Origin of the sequence: Rhodoplanes elegans (assembly GCF_016653355.1) — a bacterium.
GTDB lineage: Bacteria > Pseudomonadota > Alphaproteobacteria > Rhizobiales > Xanthobacteraceae > Rhodoplanes > Rhodoplanes elegans.
The window spans coordinates 1-14,918 of sequence record NZ_NHSK01000197.1 but is presented as its reverse complement, the minus strand read 5'-3'; the positions used below and the strand labels follow the sequence as shown (position 1 = coordinate 14,918).

Here is a 14,918-nt window from a genome sequence, read left to right as displayed (position 1 = left end):
CCAAGCTGCGCGCGCTCGAGGCGGCGCAGCGGCGGCCTCGCCGCGCTGCGCCGCCTCGAGCGCGCGCAGCTTGGTCACGGCCCGCTGGTGCTGGTCGAGCGACTCCGAGAAGGTGTGCCCACCGGTGCCGTCGGCGACGAAGAACAGCTCCTTGGTGCGGGCCGGGTTGGCGACCGCTTCCAGCGCGGCGCGGCCCGGATTGGCGATCGGCCCGGGCGGCAGGCCGTCGATCACATAGGTGTTGTAGGGCGTCGGCTGCTCGATCTCGCTGCGCATGATCGGCCGGCCGAGCGTGCCCTTGCCGCCGACCAGGCCGTAGATGATGGTCGGGTCGGACTGCAACCGCATGCGCTGCTTGAGCCGGTTGACGAACACGGCGGCGACGCGGGTGCGCTCCTCCGGCTTGCCGGTCTCCTTCTCGACGATCGAGGCGAGCGTCAGGAGCTGCTCGGGCGTGCGCAGCGGCAGGTCGGCCATCCGATGGTCCCAGACCTCCTGCAGCACGCGGCGCTGAGCCTGCTGCATGCGCTGAATCACCTGATCGCGCGGCGTGCCGCGCACCACCTTGTAGGTCTCCGGCAGCAGCGATCCCTCGCGCGGGATCTCGCGGATGTTGCCGGCCAACAGGTCGGATTCGAGCAGCCGCTGGACGATCTGCTCGGAGGTCAGCCCCTCCGGCACCGTGATGGTGTGCTGCACCACCCGGCCCTCGACCAGCGTGTCGATCACCTCGCCGAGCGACGCCTGCTTCTGGAACAGATACTCGCCCGACTTCAGGTCCTCGCGCGCCTTGCGGAACACGACGGCGCCGACGAAGGTCCAGGGATGATCGATGACGCCCTCGCGGACGAGCTGGTCGGCGATGTCGCGGATGCCGGCGCCGCGCGGAATCAGCACCGACTTCTCGGCGGTGAGCGGGCCGACGTCGTCGAGCCGCTGCTTGCCGACCCACACGGCGCCGCCGACCACGATCGCGACCAGCACCAGGAACGTGAAGATCGCATTGCCGATGACCACCAGCGGATGACGCGCCCGCGCCGAGCGCCGCACCGGCGCCGGGACCCGCTCGGGCTCCAGAGCGGCCCGCGGGCTGCGCGGCGCGATCCGCTTCGTCTCGGCGGGGGACGGAGCGCCCGGACCGGGCGGCGTGGCGTTCGAGCTCATCGTGCAGGCAGCTCCAGAACCCGTGGGATCGTGACCCGTGGGACCGTGACCGGTGGGACCGTTCGAGAACCCGCGACCTCGGCGAGCCTCCCCGGCGGGGCGTGACGATCGGATGGGGCGGCCGTGCGGGCGGCGGCGCGCACGGCGCCGGCCTCCCTGCGGAAGCCCGTCGGGGTGACTAATACCCTTGGGATTGTGGCCAATTTATCGAGCACGCCGGTCTCCTCGCGGACCCTCGCGCCAGCCACGACAGGCGGGCGCTCGGCCGCCGGAGGGCCTCCCGCGGGGTGCGCGGCGAGTCCTCCGGACACCGGCGACCGCGTGACCACGGCCGCTGGCGGCGACCGGGCGGCATGCCGCCCGGCCGAGACCGGACTGTCTTACTGGACGCGACGGAAGACCAGCGACGCGTTGGTGCCGCCGAACCCGAAGGAGTTCGACAGCGCGACGTTGATCTCGCGCGGCTTCGCCCGATGGGGCACCAGATCGATCGGCGTGTCGACCGACGGATTGTCGAGATTGATGGTCGGCGGCGCGATCCCGTCGCGGATCGCCAGCACCGTGAAGATCGCCTCGACGGCACCGGCGGCGCCGAGCAGATGACCGACCGACGACTTGGTCGACGACATCGCGACACGCGACGCATCGTTGCCGACGATGCGCTGCACGGCGCCGAGCTCGATCTCGTCGCCGAGCGGCGTCGAGGTGCCGTGGGCGTTGATGTAGTCGATCTCGGAGGTCTGGATGCCGGCCCGCTTGATCGCCATCGACATGCAGCGGAAGGCGCCGTCGCCGTCCTCGGACGGCGCCGTGATGTGATAGGCGTCGCCCGACAGGCCGTAGCCGATCACCTCGGCGTAGATCTTCGCGCCGCGCGCCTTGGCGTGCTCGTACGCCTCGAGCACCACCACGCCGGCGCCCTCGCCCATCACGAAGCCGTCGCGGTCCTTGTCGTAGGGACGCGAGGCGCGGGTCGGCTCGTCGTTGAAGCCGGTCGACAGCGCCCGGCAGGCCGAGAAGCCGGCGATCGAGATGCGGCAGATCGGCGATTCGGCGCCGCCCGCCACCATCACGTCGGCATCGCCGAAGGCGATCAGCCGCGCCGCGTCGCCGATCGCGTGCGCGCCGGTCGAGCAGGCCGTGACGACGGCGTGGTTCGGCCCCTTCAGCCCGTGCGCGATCGACACGTAGCCGGAGGCGAGATTGATCAGGCGGCCCGGAATGAAGAACGGCGAGACGCGGCGCGGGCCACGCTCCTTCAGCAGCACGGCCGTCTCGGCGATGCCTTCGAGGCCGCCGATGCCGGAGCCGATCATCACGCCGGTCGTGATCTGGTCGTCGTAGGAGGCCGGATGCCAATCCGAATCGTCGAGCGCCTGCTTGGCCGCCGCCATCGCGTAGACGATGAAGTCGTCGACCTTGCGCTGCTCCTTCGGCTCCATCCACTGGTCGGGATTCCAGGTGCCGTCGGAGCCATCGCCGCGCGGCAGCGTACAGGCGATCTTGGCCGGCAGATCGGCCACCTCGAACCTGTCGATCTTCCGGGCCCCGCTCTCGCCGGCCAGAAGGCGCTTCCACGTCGGCTCGACGCCGCATCCGAGCGGCGTCACCATGCCCAATCCCGTGACGACAACGCGTCTCATGTCACATGTCCCGCACCGGCCGGCTCGCCGCATCCCGCTGCAACCGTCTCGGGCGGTTCGTTCGCGAAGCGGTCTCGCTCGCATCCGACCGCGGCGTTCCGCCATGGCCAGAGCCGCCACGGTGGGAGACCCGGCCCGGTCTGAAGAACGCTCAGCGCGGGCTCATCGGCGACGAACAGCAGCGACTTCGGGCGGGGCAGCACCGCAGGCCCGGAGGCCTGCGGTGGCGGCGTTCGGCGAAAAATCAGCTCTTGGCGTTCTTCTCGAGGAACTTGACGGCGTCGCCCACCGTCAGGATCGTCTCGGCGGCGTCGTCCGGGATCTCGCAGCCGAACTCCTCCTCGAACGCCATCACGAGTTCGACGGTATCGAGGCTGTCGGCGCCCAGATCGTCGATGAAGCTCGCGCTCTCGGTCACCTTCTCGGGCTCGACGCCGAGGTGCTCCACGACGATCTTTTTGACCCGCTCGCCAATATCACTCATTGCTAACCCTCGTGCTTTCGGCATTTCACCCGACGCACCGCCGCCGCATGCGGCAGGTGTCGCCCGGTAGCCATCTCGATGGACGCTGTTGAACGCTCATCCGGCCAAGGGGTGCATGCCGTAGCCCCAGCCCCGTCGCACTTCCTCGTCCAGCCCAGCGGATCGGTTATCATACTTCCTCAGGCTTGACCAGAAGTGCAGGGAGGGCCGCATGCGATCCCTGTGCGGACTGAAAAAACCCAATCAGATCATTACCATGCCACCGTTTACATGGAGTGTCTGACCGGTCGTGTAGGCGGCCTGCTCGGAGGCCAGATAGACGACCGCCGCGGCGATCTCCTCACTGGTTCCGAGCCGGCCGGCCGGCACCCGCGACAGCACCGTCTCGCGCTGCTTGTCATTGAGGACGTCGGTCATCGCAGTCTGGATGAAGCCCGGCGCGACGCAGTTCACCGTGATGCCGCGCGAAGCGACCTCCTGGGCGAGCGCCTTGCTCATGCCGATCATGCCGGCCTTGGCGGCGGCGTAGTTGCCCTGCCCCGGATTGCCGCTCACCCCGACCACCGACGTGATCGAGACGATTCGGCCGAAGCGCCGGCGCATCATGCCCTTCACGGCGGCACGCGCCAGCACGAAGGCGGCGGTGAGATCGACGGCGATGACGTCGTCCCACTCGGCGTCCTTCATGCGCATGAAGAGATTGTCGCGCGTCAGGCCGGCATTGTTGATCAGGATGTCGAGCTGGCCGAGCGCCGCCTCCGCCGCCGGGACGAGCTTCTCCACCTCGGCGCGGTCGGCGAGATTGCACGGCAGCGCGTGGACGCGGTCGCCGAGCGCGGCGGCGAGCGCCTCGAGCTTGTCGGCCTTGGTCCCGGAGATCGCGACCGTCGCGCCCTGGGCGTGCAGCGCCTTGGCGATGGCGCCGCCGATGCCGCCGGTCGCGCCGGTGACCAGCGCCGTCTTGCCCGTGAGATCGAACATCACGCGGCGCCCTGCTGGAGCGCCGCGGCGCGCGCCGCCACGAAGCTCGCGACGTCGGCCGGCGAGCCGATCGCCGTGCCGGTCGCGCCGTCGGCGATGCGCTTGACGAGCCCGGTGAGCACCTTGCCGGCGCCGATCTCGTAGAAGCTCGTCACGCCGGCCGACGCCATGAAGGCGACCGATTCGCGCCAGCGCACCGTGCCGGTGACCTGCTCGACCAGCGCCGCGACGATCTCGGCCGGCGTGGTGATCGGCGCCGCCTTCACGTTCGCCACCACCGGGACGACCGGCTGGCGCACCGTGACGTTGGCGAGCGCCTCGGCCATCACGTCGGCGGCCGGCGCCATCAGGGTGCAGTGGAAGGGCGCGGAGACCGGCAGCAGCGTCGCGCGCTTGGCGCCGCGGCCCTTGGCGATCTCGACGGCGCGCTCGACCGCGGCCTTGTCGCCGGAGACCACCACCTGGCCGCCGCCGTTGTCGTTGGCGGCCTGGCAGACGGCGCCCTCGGCGGCCTCGCGGGCGATCTCGGCCGCCGCGTCGAACTCGAGCCCGAGCAGCGCCGCCATGGCGCCGACGCCGACCGGCACGGCCTTCTGCATGGCACGGCCGCGGGTGCGCACGAGCCGCGCCGTGTCGGCGACCGACAGGGCGCCGGCGGCGGCGAGCGCCGAATACTCGCCGAGCGAATGGCCGGCGACGAACATGGCGTCGCGGGCGAGATCGACACCCGCCTCCTGCTCCAGCACGCGCAGCGCGGCGAGCGAGACGGTCATCAGCGCGGGCTGCGCGTTCTCGGTGAGCATCAGGGTCTCGGCCGGCCCCTCGAACACGATCGCCGAGAGCTTGTCGCCGAGCGCCTCGTCGACCTCGTCGAACACGGCCCGGGCGACCGGGAAGTTCTCCGCCAGCGCCTTGCCCATGCCGACGGCCTGGCTGCCCTGGCCGGGAAATACGAATGCGACCGCCATGGTGCTCCCTCCTGCGAATTAGCGCGCTAACACACCGTCGGGGGGCTCAAAGTCAAGTGGGGCAGACACTTACTACGGCCGGGGCGGCCCCGCGGCCCTACCCCGAGCCCGCCTTGGCTGGCAAATTCGCTTGGGGATTTCGCAGCGCATCGACGACGGCGCGCAGCGCCGGCGCCATCTGGCGCTGGCGCGGATAGCACAGGTGAAGCCCCGGGAAGAACGCGCACCAGGGCTCCAGGAGCCGCACCAGCCGACCCGCCGCGACATGCTCGGCCACGGTCCACTCGACCGGAAACCCGATGCCGACGCCCGCCAGGGTCGCCCGCAGCGCCATCTCCTTGTCGTTGACGATCAAGGGCCCGTCGACCGCCACCTCGAACCAGGTCCCGTGCTCGAAGAACTCCCAGGCATAAGACATCAGATGGCCGGGCCAGCGCCAGCGGATGCAGCGGTGGTGGACGAGATCGCGCGGATGCGCCGGCGCCCCGTGCGCGGCCAGGTAGCCGGGGGTCGCAACGGGGACGTGACGCAGGTCGGGGCCGATCCGCACCGCGACCATGTCGCGCTCGATCACCTCGCCGAGCCGGATCGCGGCGTCGAAGCCGCCCGCCACCATGTCGACGACGGCGTCGTCGAGCGTGATGTCGAGCACGATGTCCGGATAGGCCTCTGCGAAGGCCGGCAGGATCGGCGCCAGGCAGGTCTCGGCGGCGCTGCGGAAGGCATGGATGCGCACCACGCCGGCCGGCCGTCCGCGACTGGCCCGCGCCTCGCCGAGCGCGTCGCCGAGCTCCGCCACGGCGGGCCGCACCCGCCGCAGCAGGATCTCGCCCGCCGGCGTCAGGGCGACGCTGCGGGTGGTGCGGTTGAGGAGCCGCACCCCGACCCGCTCCTCCAGGCCCCGCACGGTCTGGCTCAGCGCCGAGGGCGACACGCCGAGCAGCTCGGCGGCGCGGCTGAAGCTCGACAGCTCGCCGACCGCGACGAAGGCGCGGAGTTGGTTGAAGTCGCTTCCCGACAGGATCGGATCCATGGCGCTCCTGGCGCCACTGTCAGATCTTTTAGGACAGCTTACAAGCTCTCGCGATTTTCGTCGTATTATTTAACCGCGAGAACCTGCCCATCTTCCGGTCGTCACAGGAGACGACCTATGAAGACCTGGTTCATCACCGGCATCTCGCGCGGCCTCGGCCTCGCCCTCGCCCGTGCCGCGCTCGCGACCGGCGACACCGTGATCGGCACGGTGCGCAGCGGCCCCCCCGACCTCCCGGCCGCGCCCGGCCGGCTGTACGTGCTCACCCTCGACATGGCCGACGGGCCGGCGGTCGAAGCCACGGTCGAGCGCGCCTTCGCCATCGCCGGCGAGGCCGGCCGGCCGCTCGACGTGATCGTCAACAATGCCGGCTACGGGCTCCTCGGGGCGATCGAGCAGGCGACCGACGCCGAAGTCGCGCAGCTCTTCGCCGTCGACGTGTTCGGCCCGTTCCGGGTGATCCGCACGGCGTTGCCCCGCCTGCGCGCGCAGGGGTCGGGCCACATCGTCAACATCACGTCGGTCGCCGGGCGGGCGCCCGGCCCCGGCGCCGGCCTCTACGCGGCGGCGAAATACGCGCTCGAGGGCCTGTCGGCGGGCCTCGCCCTCGAGGTCGGGCCGCTCGGCATCAAGGTGACGGCGGTGGCGCCCGGCGCCTTCCGGACCGACTTCCTGTCGGCCCACTCGATCCGCTGGAGCACCAAGGCGGGAGAGGCCTATGCGGCGACGGTCGGACGCAGCGCGGCCGCCTTCGAGACGATGGGCGGCAACCAGGTCGGTGACCCGGAGCGGGGCGCCCAGGCGATCCTGGCGGCCGTGAACGCCGACGATCCGCCGCTCCACCTGCTGCTCGGCTCGGACGCCCTGCGCCGCACCCGGGTCAAGCTCGACGCCGTGATCGAGGAGATGGACCGCTGGGAGGCGGTGACGCTCGGCACAGATTTTCCGGCGACCGTCCCGGCCTGAGCGGCCGGATCGAGCGGCCGGTCCCCACCATCCCTCCGGCCGGGCGCCGCCGCGCCCGGCCTCTTGCGTTCGCGGCGAAAACTTGCGTTCGCGGCGGAAAGCCGTATAAGGCGCGCTTCGGCTCGGCTCCGGCCGGGGGCTGAACGGACGGCTATGCCTTCCCGCAAGGGAGGGAGCGGCAGGATCCTTCGAGGATCCGGCGTCCCGTGTTCCCGCCTTCAGAGCTATCTTTCGCGCCTTTCCCGAAGGGCACGAAGGGCTTCGCGTCGGACGAGCCGCCACGAACCAGGGAAAGGCATTCCATGCCGCTCTACGAGCATGTCTATCTCGCGCGCCAGGATCTCTCGGCGCAACAGGTCGAGGAGCTGACGACCCAGTACAAGGGCGTCATCGAGAGCTTCGGCGGATCCGTCGCGAAGGTCGAGTACTGGGGCGTGAAGTCCCTGACCTACCGGATCAACAAGAACCGCAAGGCGCATTTCACGCTGCTCAATCTCGACGCCCCGGCCGCGGCCGTCGCCGAGGTCGAGCGCCAGCAGCGCATCAACGAGGACGTGCTGCGCACCCTCACCGTGAAGGTGGACGAGCTCGAGGCCGGCCCGTCGGCCATGATGCGCAAGTCCGACCGCGACCGCGACGAGCGCGGCGACCGTGGCGACCGCCGCCCGGGCGACCGCGACCGCGACCGGGGTGATCGTGGCGACCGCGGCCCGCGCCGCGACCGCGACGCGCCGCCGCGCGGCCCGCGCGAGGACCGTGTCGAAGCCGCCACCGACGACGCCAGCGAGGATTGATCATCATGGCCATGGCCTCTGCCGGCGGCGCCCGCCGCCCGTTCTTCCGCCGTCGCAAGACCTGCCCGTTCTCCGGCGCCAACGCCCCGAAGATCGACTACAAGGACGTGCGGCTGCTGCAGCGCTACATCTCGGAGCGCGGCAAGATCGTGCCGAGCCGCATCACCGCGGTGTCGGCCAAGAAGCAGCGCGAGCTCGCGCGCGCCATCAAGCGCGCCCGCTTCCTCGGCCTGCTGCCCTACGTGATCCGCTGATCGCGCACGCGTCGGGCCGGCACCGGCCGGCCCGCGCGCTGCGATCGGCCCGACGACACGTCGTCCGAAGACCTGTCGTCCAAAGACCTTCGGCCCGCCTGCGACCGCTTCGGTGATTGCATCGCGGGCCGATCCTCTGGTTGGGACGGACGGTCGCGACCGCGGTGCATGCACCGCGCGCGCGACGCTGATCCGCCTCTAACCGCTCCTCGAGCGGGACAGCGAGACGATGATCCAGTTCATCCTGGTCGGCCTCGGGGCCGGCGCCGTGGCAGCCCTGACCTTCGCGGCCCTCGCGGCCGGGTCGACCCTGTCGATGCTGCTGTTCTATCTGGCGCCGCTGCCGATCATGATCGCGGCGCTCGGCTGGAGCCACTGGGCCGGCCTGCTCGCCACGCTGGTCGGCACCGCCGCCCTCGCCGCCTGGTTCGGCTCGCTGTTCTTCCTCGTCTTCCTGCTCGGCCTCGCGCTGCCCGGCTGGTGGCTGTCCTATCTCGCGCTGCTGGCGCGCCCGGGTGGCGATCCGGCCAACCCGACGCTCGACTGGTATCCGGTCGGCCGCATCGTGCTGTGGGCCGCGGTGCTCGGCGCGCTCTCCGTCATGATGGCGCTGCCGACCTTCGGCAGCGACCTCGACGAGATCCGCACCACGCTGCGCGACGGCTTCGCCCGGGTGTTCCGCGGGCGCAACGGCGAGCCCGGCCTGCCCGGCGTGTCCGATTCGGACGCGATCTTCACGTTCCTGGCGATCGCGCTGCCGCCCGCCGCCGCCTCGCTGATGACGACGACGCTGCTGTTCAACCTGTGGCTCGCCGGCAGGGCGGTCGGACTGTCGGGCCGGCTGCCGCGCCCGTGGCCGGCGCTGTCCGAGATCTCGTTCCCGCTGATCTCGGCCGTCGCCTTCGCGGCCGCGATCGCCGCCTCGCTGCTGCCCGGCCTCACCGGCCTTCTGGCCGGTATCGTCGCCGCGACCCTGTCGATCGCCTTCACGGCGCTCGGCTTCTCGGTGCTGCACGCCCTGAGCCGCCGGGTGAAGAGCCGCGCCGTGGTGCTCACCGCGCTCTACGCGGCCGTGATGATGTTCGGCTGGCCCCTGTTCCTGGTGATGCTGGTCGGCCTCGTCGACACGGCGATCGATCTGCGCACCCGCTTCGCCGGCCGGGCGGCGCCCACGGCGGGCGGACCGCCGGCCGGGCGCCCGCCGCCGGACTGATCACTTCGACGACCACCGCATTCACCACCCCGCATTCACGAACACGAATCGACGAACACGAAGGAGAGACGACATGGAAGTGATTCTGCTGGAGCGCGTCGGCAAGCACGGGCAGATGGGCGACGTCGTGCGGGTGCGCGACGGCTTCGCTCGCAACTTCCTGCTGCCGCAGGGCCGGGCGCTGCGCGCCACCAAGGACAACCTCGCCAAGTTCGAGGGCATGAAGGCGCAGCTCGAGGCGCGCAACCTGGAGCGCAAGGCCGAGGCCGAGAAGGTCGGCGGCAAGCTCGAGGGCCAGAGCTTCGTGGTGCTGCGCCAGGCCTCCGACATCGGCCAGCTCTACGGCTCGGTGACGACCCGCGACATCGCCACCCTGGTCGGCGAAGGCGGCGTCTCGATCGACCGCAGCCAGGTCGCCATCAACGCCCCGATCAAGACCATCGGCCAGCACCGCGTGCCGATCGTGCTGCATCCGGAGCTCGAGGTGACCGTCACGGTCGTGGTCGCCCGCAACGCCGAGGAAGCCGAGCGCATCAAGCGCGGCGAGGACGTCACGGCGCGCCGTGAGGACCGCGAGGTCGCCGAGGCCGCGGCCGAGGAGTTCTTCGAGAATCCGGAAGCCGGCCAGGCCGGCCAAGAGGAAGAGTGATTCCGGCGCGAGATTGAAAGAACGTCTCCGCCCTCGTCCTGAGGAGCGCCCAAAGGGCGCGTCTCGAAGGGCGGGGGCGGCCTCATGGTTCGAGACGCGGCCTGCGGCCGCTCCTCACCATGAGGGGTGAATACGTGCAATCGCGCGACGGTATGAGACGATCGGCCTCCGCCGACACACTCTCGATCCTCGAACGACAAACGGCCGGGCACTGCCCGGCCGTTTTGCATTAGCGTCGCGTGTCGTTAAAGACGCCGCCGCCCTACTCGGCCGTCTTGTCCTTGCCGGCGCCCTCGCCGTAGACGACGTTCGGATCGAACACCTTCTCGGCCTTCTTGAACTGCAGCAGCAGCGTGTGGCCGGCGGTCTCGCGCAGCGACACGGCGCGGTAGAAGCACGAGGCGCGCCCCGTGTGGCAGACGCCCGGCCCGACCTGCTCGACGCGCAGCAGCAGCGCGTCCTGATCGCAGTCGACCTTCAGCTCGATGATGCGCAGCACGTGGCCGGAGCTTTCGCCCTTCTTCCACAGCTTGCCGCGCGAGCGGCTGTAGAACCACGCCTCGCAGGTCTCGATCGAGCGCACCAGCGCCTCGTCGTTCATCCAGGCGAGCATGAGGACGTCGCCCGACCACGCGTCCGCGACGATCGCCGGGATCAGGCCGTCGCCGTCGAACTTGGGGGCGAAGACGCGACCTTCCTCGATCTGCTCGGTGGTGCCGCGCGGCGCGAAGACGCTCTTCATACGATATGCTTTCAGTCCCGGCGGGGACGCACGTCATGCGCCGCTCTGCGAGACGCCGGTCCCCTGCCCCGCGGCGCCCGACGACGGACGATCAGCCGATGCCGTTGCGCACCAGGTTGACGAACCGGAACTGCTCCTTCGGATCGTCACGGAACACGCCGGTGAACTGCGTCGTGATGGTGCGGCTGCCGATCTTCTGCACGCCGCGCATCGACATGCAGGTGTGCTCCGCCTCCAGCATCACGGCGACGCCGCGCGGCTTCAGCACGGTGTCGATCTCGGTGACGATCTCGGAGGACAGCCGCTCCTGGGTCTGCAGGCGCTTGGCGAAGATGTCGATCAGCCGGGCGATCTTCGACAGGCCGACGACCCGCTCGACCGGCAGGTAGCCGACATGGGCGCGCCCCATGAACGGCATCATGTGATGCTCGCAATGCGACGTGAACGGAATGTCGCGCACCAGCACGATGTCGTCGTAGGTGCCGATCTCCGAGAACGTGCGCTCCAGGACCTCGCCGGCGCTCTCGTGATAGCCGCCGAACAGCTCGTCATAGGCGGCGACGACGCGGCGCGGCGTGTCGAGCAGGCCCTCGCGGTCGGGATCGTCGCCGATATAGCCGAGCAGCACGCGGACGGCGGCCTCGGCCTCGGTTCGCGACGGCCGAACCCGCGCCGGCGCGACCGGGACCTCGCCGGGCGCCTCGGACGGACGGGCGGCGGGAGTGAGAGTCTTGATCACGTGGTCCATCGCGAGCGACGTCTCCGTTCGGGTCGACGCCGGAGGGCACCGAACCGCTGCAACGACCGCACGTCGCAGACGGCGCGCGCCACACCGCAAGGGCGAAGCCGCGCACCGGAGGGACGGCGACGATCCGGCGAAGCCTCCCCGGGACAGGCCCGGCGCACGCCGATGGGACAGTCCGGCCCGGGCAGGCCCGACCGGAAGCATGTGGGACCTGACGAACCCGGGCGCAAGCACCTCCTGGCGGACGCGCCTCTCGCCCGACCCGGCCGATGTCCTATATGAGGGGGTATAGTCGGAGCCAGAGGTCGAGGCAAATCGACCCGCCCGCCCGGACAGGCATCATGCTGAACGACATCTACAATCGCCGCATCCTCGAGCTCGCCGGCAACATCCCCCGCCTCGGCCGGCTGGCCGATCCGGACGGCAGCGCGACGGCGCATTCGAAGCTGTGCGGCTCGACCGTCACGGTCGACCTCAAGGTCGCCGACGGCACCGTGGTCGACTTCGGGCATGTGGTGAAGGCCTGCGCGCTCGGCCAGGCGTCGTCGTCGATCATGGCGAGCCAGGTCGTCGGGTCGACGGCCGACGAGCTGCGCGCGCTGCGCGAGGCGATGCGCAAGATGCTCAAGGAGAACGGCCCGCCGCCGGACGGCCGCTGGGCCGATCTCGCCGTGCTCGAGCCGGTGCGCGAGTTCAAGGCACGCCACGCCTCGACCCTGCTCACTTTCGATGCAGTGGTGTCGGCGCTGGACCAGATCGCGGCCGGACAGGCGGGCGGCTGAGTCGGATAAGCAGTTCAGGCGCAGTCATCCCGGGACGCGAACCAACGGTTCGCGGGCCCGGAATCCATACCCCCGGTGTCGGTGGCTCACGGGAGACAGGGCGTGTGGGTCCCGGGCTCGGCGCTGATGCGCCGCCCCGGGACGACCGGCACATCCTGTGTGGCACCCTCCGGTCACCGCGCCGCGGCTTCGAGCCTCGCATGGGTGTCGCGCTTGCCGCGGCCGCAGGCCGTCTCGAGCTGGCCGAACACCTTGCCGAGCCCGGCATTGCCGATGCGGGTCGTGGTGCCGGCCGTGCTGCCGGATCCGGTGAGCACCGAGAGCGAGCGGGTGGTCGCCGCCGCGAAGGTCCGCACCAGCGGCGCCGCGACGGTGCCGATCGCGACGCTCTCGACGCCGCGGCCGTCGCCGCGCGACGACACGACGTCGAGCGTCACCTCGGTCTGCTCGATCCACAGCCGCACCCGGTCGAGCGGCACGGCCTCGCCGCCACCCGGCCCGGCCTGCCGGCGCTCCGCGTAGGTCAGCCCGTAGGTGCCGGCGACGTCGCCGCAGCTCAGGCTCAGATCGAAGCTGCCGATCCGCTCGCCCTCGACGGTGAGCGGATGGCGCCGCACCAGCATCGGCCCGGAGTTTCCGTCGACCGACGTCCAGCCGCGCTCGCTCGCCGCCGGCGCCCGCTCGGGCACGATGGCGACCGGGGTGACGGCGGCCGAGGTCTGGCGCGCCGCGACCGGCGGGATCGCCTGGTCGAGCCCGATGCGCTTCAGCTCGTCGCGGCTGAGGAGCCGCATCGGCTCCCACGGCGGAATTCTCAACGCGATCTCGATCAGCTCGGCGCCGCCGCCGAGGCTGCCGGCCATCTCGGCCGTGTAGCGGACGATGGCGCCGATGTCGCGCTGGACGAGGACGAGATCCTCGGCCGAGTACGACGCCGCGACGGCGTCGTCGCGTCGGTCGCCGAGCCAGATCTGGTGGACGAGGACACGCGAGCGCGCCGGCACGTCGCGATGCACCCCGCCGAGCAGGACGAAGGCGCACATCGATTCGCAGTTCGCCGGCGCGATCGCGGCCGGCTTGCCGGCCGTCGCCGCACGCTCGGCGCGCCCCACCGTCGTGTCGAGGCCGAGCCGGCGGATGGCGCGGCCGAGCGCGAGCGCGCCCAGCACCGAGCCGCCGTCGGAATCGAGCACCACCTTGCCGTCGTGCAGGTTGCGCTCGGTGGCGAAGGCCTCGAAGCGGCGCGGCGTGTCGGCCGTGATCATGCCGGCGGCGAAGACCACCGGGGCGCAGTCGGTCCCGCAGCCCGCAGCCGGCTCCTGCAGCGAGAACTGCATCGGGAGCGTGCGCGGATTGGCCGGGAGCTCCGGCGTGCCGGCGACGACCGGCATGGCGCAGAGCACCAGGACGAGGGCTCCGACCCAGGATCGCTTCACGATCCGGCACCGTTCCATTGCGGTTCCCCGTGCTGCTTCAGCAACGCGTTTCATGTACACGTCGGCACTACTGTTGTTATTGTTGGCAGTTCAGCTCTGCAATCTCGCCACATCACGCGACTTTCGCGCAACTGTGATCTTACGTACGCAAACGACCATCGCAACCGGCCCTTTTTGCGGCATTGCACCCGGCGATGCTGCGGCTCCGGTACCGAATTACTTTCGTCGGGACGGCAATGCTTGGCGCGCTTCGTCCTTGCCCGGCACCACCTGGAAGTGGTTTAGCAAGGACGATGCCACGCCATCGGCCCATCGGCTTCGTCGCCGCCCTGCCCCGCCGGCTCGCCCGCGGGCTGATCCGGACCTATCAGCTCACGCTGTCGCCGTTCGTCGGCACGCAATGCCGGCATCTGCCGACCTGCTCGGCCTACGGGGACGAGGCGATCGGCCGGTTCGGGCTGTGGGCGGGAGGGTGGATGACGCTGGCGCGGTTCTGCCGCTGCCATCCGTTCGGCACCCGCGGGCTCGACTTCGTGCCGGCCGAGGTGCCGCGCGGGGCACGCTGGTGGCTGCCGTGGCGCTACGGCCGCTGGCGCGGCACGCTCGCCGAGCCGCCCGGCCGGGGTGCCCCGGCCTGCGGCTGCGGCGGCGATCACGTCGGACTCGCCGCCGGTGAAGCGGCGACGGCCGGTCACGAGAGCCCTCAGCGCGAGGCGAGCGCGTCGAGCTTGCGCGCCGCGTCGGCCGACCCGAGCGCCGCGGCGCGCTGATACCACTGCCGCGCCTGCGCGGCGTCGCCGACCGCACCGAGGATTTTCAGCCGCTCCAGCGCCGACGGATCGAAGGTCGCACCGAGCAGCAGCGCGGCCGGCGCATCTCCCGCCTCGGCGGCTCGCCGCAGCAGCAGCCGCGCGGCGGCGACGTCACCGCCGGCCAGGAAGGCCTTTCCGCGGTCGATCAGGAGCGCGATCTCCTCCGGATCGACGACCGGGGCCGCCGGCGCAGCCGCCGTACCGGCCGGCGACACGCTGCCCGGCGGCACCGGCTCGCCGGGCAGCGTGTCG

Annotated in this window: 15 protein-coding genes and 2 pseudogenes; 7 read left to right on the top strand and 10 right to left on the bottom strand. The window is 71.0% G+C overall.

Annotation, left to right across the window (positions count from 1 at the left end):
* The 6 genes from mltG to CCR97_RS23375 all read right to left on the bottom strand — a co-directional run.
* Positions 1-1,164: endolytic transglycosylase MltG (gene mltG, locus CCR97_RS23400; protein ID WP_201159915.1), on the bottom strand; the 1,164-nt coding region annotated here is incomplete at its 3' end.
* Positions 1,165-1,544: 380 nt separating this feature from the next.
* Positions 1,545-2,807 carry a beta-ketoacyl-ACP synthase II gene (gene fabF, locus CCR97_RS23395; protein WP_111358724.1) on the bottom strand — a complete coding sequence of 421 codons (1,263 nt, stop codon included), beginning with the start codon at positions 2,805-2,807 and terminating at the stop codon, positions 1,545-1,547.
* Between the two features lie 244 nt (positions 2,808-3,051).
* Positions 3,052-3,291 carry an acyl carrier protein gene (locus CCR97_RS23390; RefSeq protein WP_111358723.1) on the bottom strand — a complete coding sequence of 80 codons (240 nt, stop codon included), beginning with the start codon at positions 3,289-3,291 and terminating at the stop codon, positions 3,052-3,054.
* A 243-nt stretch (positions 3,292-3,534) separates the two neighbouring features.
* On the bottom strand, positions 3,535-4,272 hold the full coding sequence (gene fabG, locus CCR97_RS23385) for a 3-oxoacyl-[acyl-carrier-protein] reductase (protein ID WP_111358722.1): 738 nt from the start codon (positions 4,270-4,272) through the stop codon (positions 3,535-3,537).
* Positions 4,272-5,240: an ACP S-malonyltransferase gene (gene fabD / locus CCR97_RS23380; RefSeq protein WP_111358721.1), complete on the bottom strand. Its 969-nt coding sequence runs from the start codon at positions 5,238-5,240 to the stop codon at positions 4,272-4,274. Before fabD ends, fabG begins: the two co-directional genes overlap by 1 nt.
* A gap of 97 nt (positions 5,241-5,337) precedes the next feature.
* A complete protein-coding gene (locus CCR97_RS23375) occupies positions 5,338-6,273 on the bottom strand; it encodes a LysR family transcriptional regulator (protein ID WP_111358720.1) in 936 nt (311 codons plus the stop codon).
* Between the two features lie 117 nt (positions 6,274-6,390).
* On the opposite strand from CCR97_RS23375, the gene CCR97_RS23370 reads away from it, so the two are divergent.
* The 5 genes from CCR97_RS23370 to rplI all read left to right on the top strand — a co-directional run bounded on the left by CCR97_RS23370 (position 6,391) and on the right by rplI (position 10,149).
* Entirely contained in the window at positions 6,391-7,239 is an 849-nt protein-coding gene (locus tag CCR97_RS23370) for an SDR family NAD(P)-dependent oxidoreductase (RefSeq protein WP_111358719.1), read from the top strand.
* A 302-nt stretch (positions 7,240-7,541) separates the two neighbouring features.
* Positions 7,542-8,033, top strand: a complete 492-nt coding sequence (gene rpsF, locus CCR97_RS23365; protein ID WP_201159914.1) for a 30S ribosomal protein S6 — start codon at positions 7,542-7,544, stop codon at positions 8,031-8,033.
* 5 nt (positions 8,034-8,038) lie between these two features.
* Entirely contained in the window at positions 8,039-8,287 is a 249-nt protein-coding gene (gene rpsR / locus CCR97_RS23360) for a 30S ribosomal protein S18 (protein ID WP_111359095.1), read from the top strand.
* A 229-nt stretch (positions 8,288-8,516) separates the two neighbouring features.
* Positions 8,517-9,500, top strand: coding sequence for a DUF2232 domain-containing protein (locus tag CCR97_RS23355; RefSeq protein ID WP_111359088.1), 984 nt, complete (start codon positions 8,517-8,519; stop codon positions 9,498-9,500).
* 73 nt (positions 9,501-9,573) lie between these two features.
* Positions 9,574-10,149: a 50S ribosomal protein L9 gene (gene rplI / locus CCR97_RS23350; RefSeq protein WP_111359089.1), complete on the top strand. Its 576-nt coding sequence runs from the start codon at positions 9,574-9,576 to the stop codon at positions 10,147-10,149.
* 262 nt (positions 10,150-10,411) lie between these two features.
* Here the strand turns inward: rplI and hisI are convergent, their stop codons facing one another.
* Positions 10,412-10,891 carry a phosphoribosyl-AMP cyclohydrolase gene (hisI, locus tag CCR97_RS23345; protein ID WP_111359090.1) on the bottom strand — a complete coding sequence of 160 codons (480 nt, stop codon included), beginning with the start codon at positions 10,889-10,891 and terminating at the stop codon, positions 10,412-10,414.
* Positions 10,892-10,982: 91 nt separating this feature from the next.
* Complete coding sequence (folE, locus tag CCR97_RS23340; protein WP_111359091.1) at positions 10,983-11,639, bottom strand: GTP cyclohydrolase I FolE; 657 nt, start codon at positions 11,637-11,639, stop codon at positions 10,983-10,985.
* A 338-nt stretch (positions 11,640-11,977) separates the two neighbouring features.
* Between folE and CCR97_RS23335 the strand changes: the two genes are divergently transcribed.
* Positions 11,978-12,418: an iron-sulfur cluster assembly scaffold protein gene (locus CCR97_RS23335; protein ID WP_111359092.1), complete on the top strand. Its 441-nt coding sequence runs from the start codon at positions 11,978-11,980 to the stop codon at positions 12,416-12,418.
* Positions 12,419-12,591: 173 nt separating this feature from the next.
* Here the strand turns inward: CCR97_RS23335 and CCR97_RS23330 are convergent, their stop codons facing one another.
* The gene (locus CCR97_RS23330; protein WP_146618854.1) at positions 12,592-13,854 is read right to left on the bottom strand and encodes a COG3904 family protein; all 1,263 of its coding nucleotides are present in this window, start codon (positions 13,852-13,854) and stop codon (positions 12,592-12,594) included.
* Positions 13,855-14,147: 293 nt separating this feature from the next.
* Here CCR97_RS23330 and yidD point away from each other — a divergent pair.
* Positions 14,148-14,462 (top strand): annotated as a pseudogene (gene yidD / locus CCR97_RS31875) (membrane protein insertion efficiency factor YidD); the annotation flags it as partial.
* A gap of 95 nt (positions 14,463-14,557) precedes the next feature.
* Here yidD and CCR97_RS23320 read toward each other — a convergent pair.
* Positions 14,558-14,918, bottom strand: a pseudogene (locus CCR97_RS23320) (SEL1-like repeat protein); the annotation flags it as partial.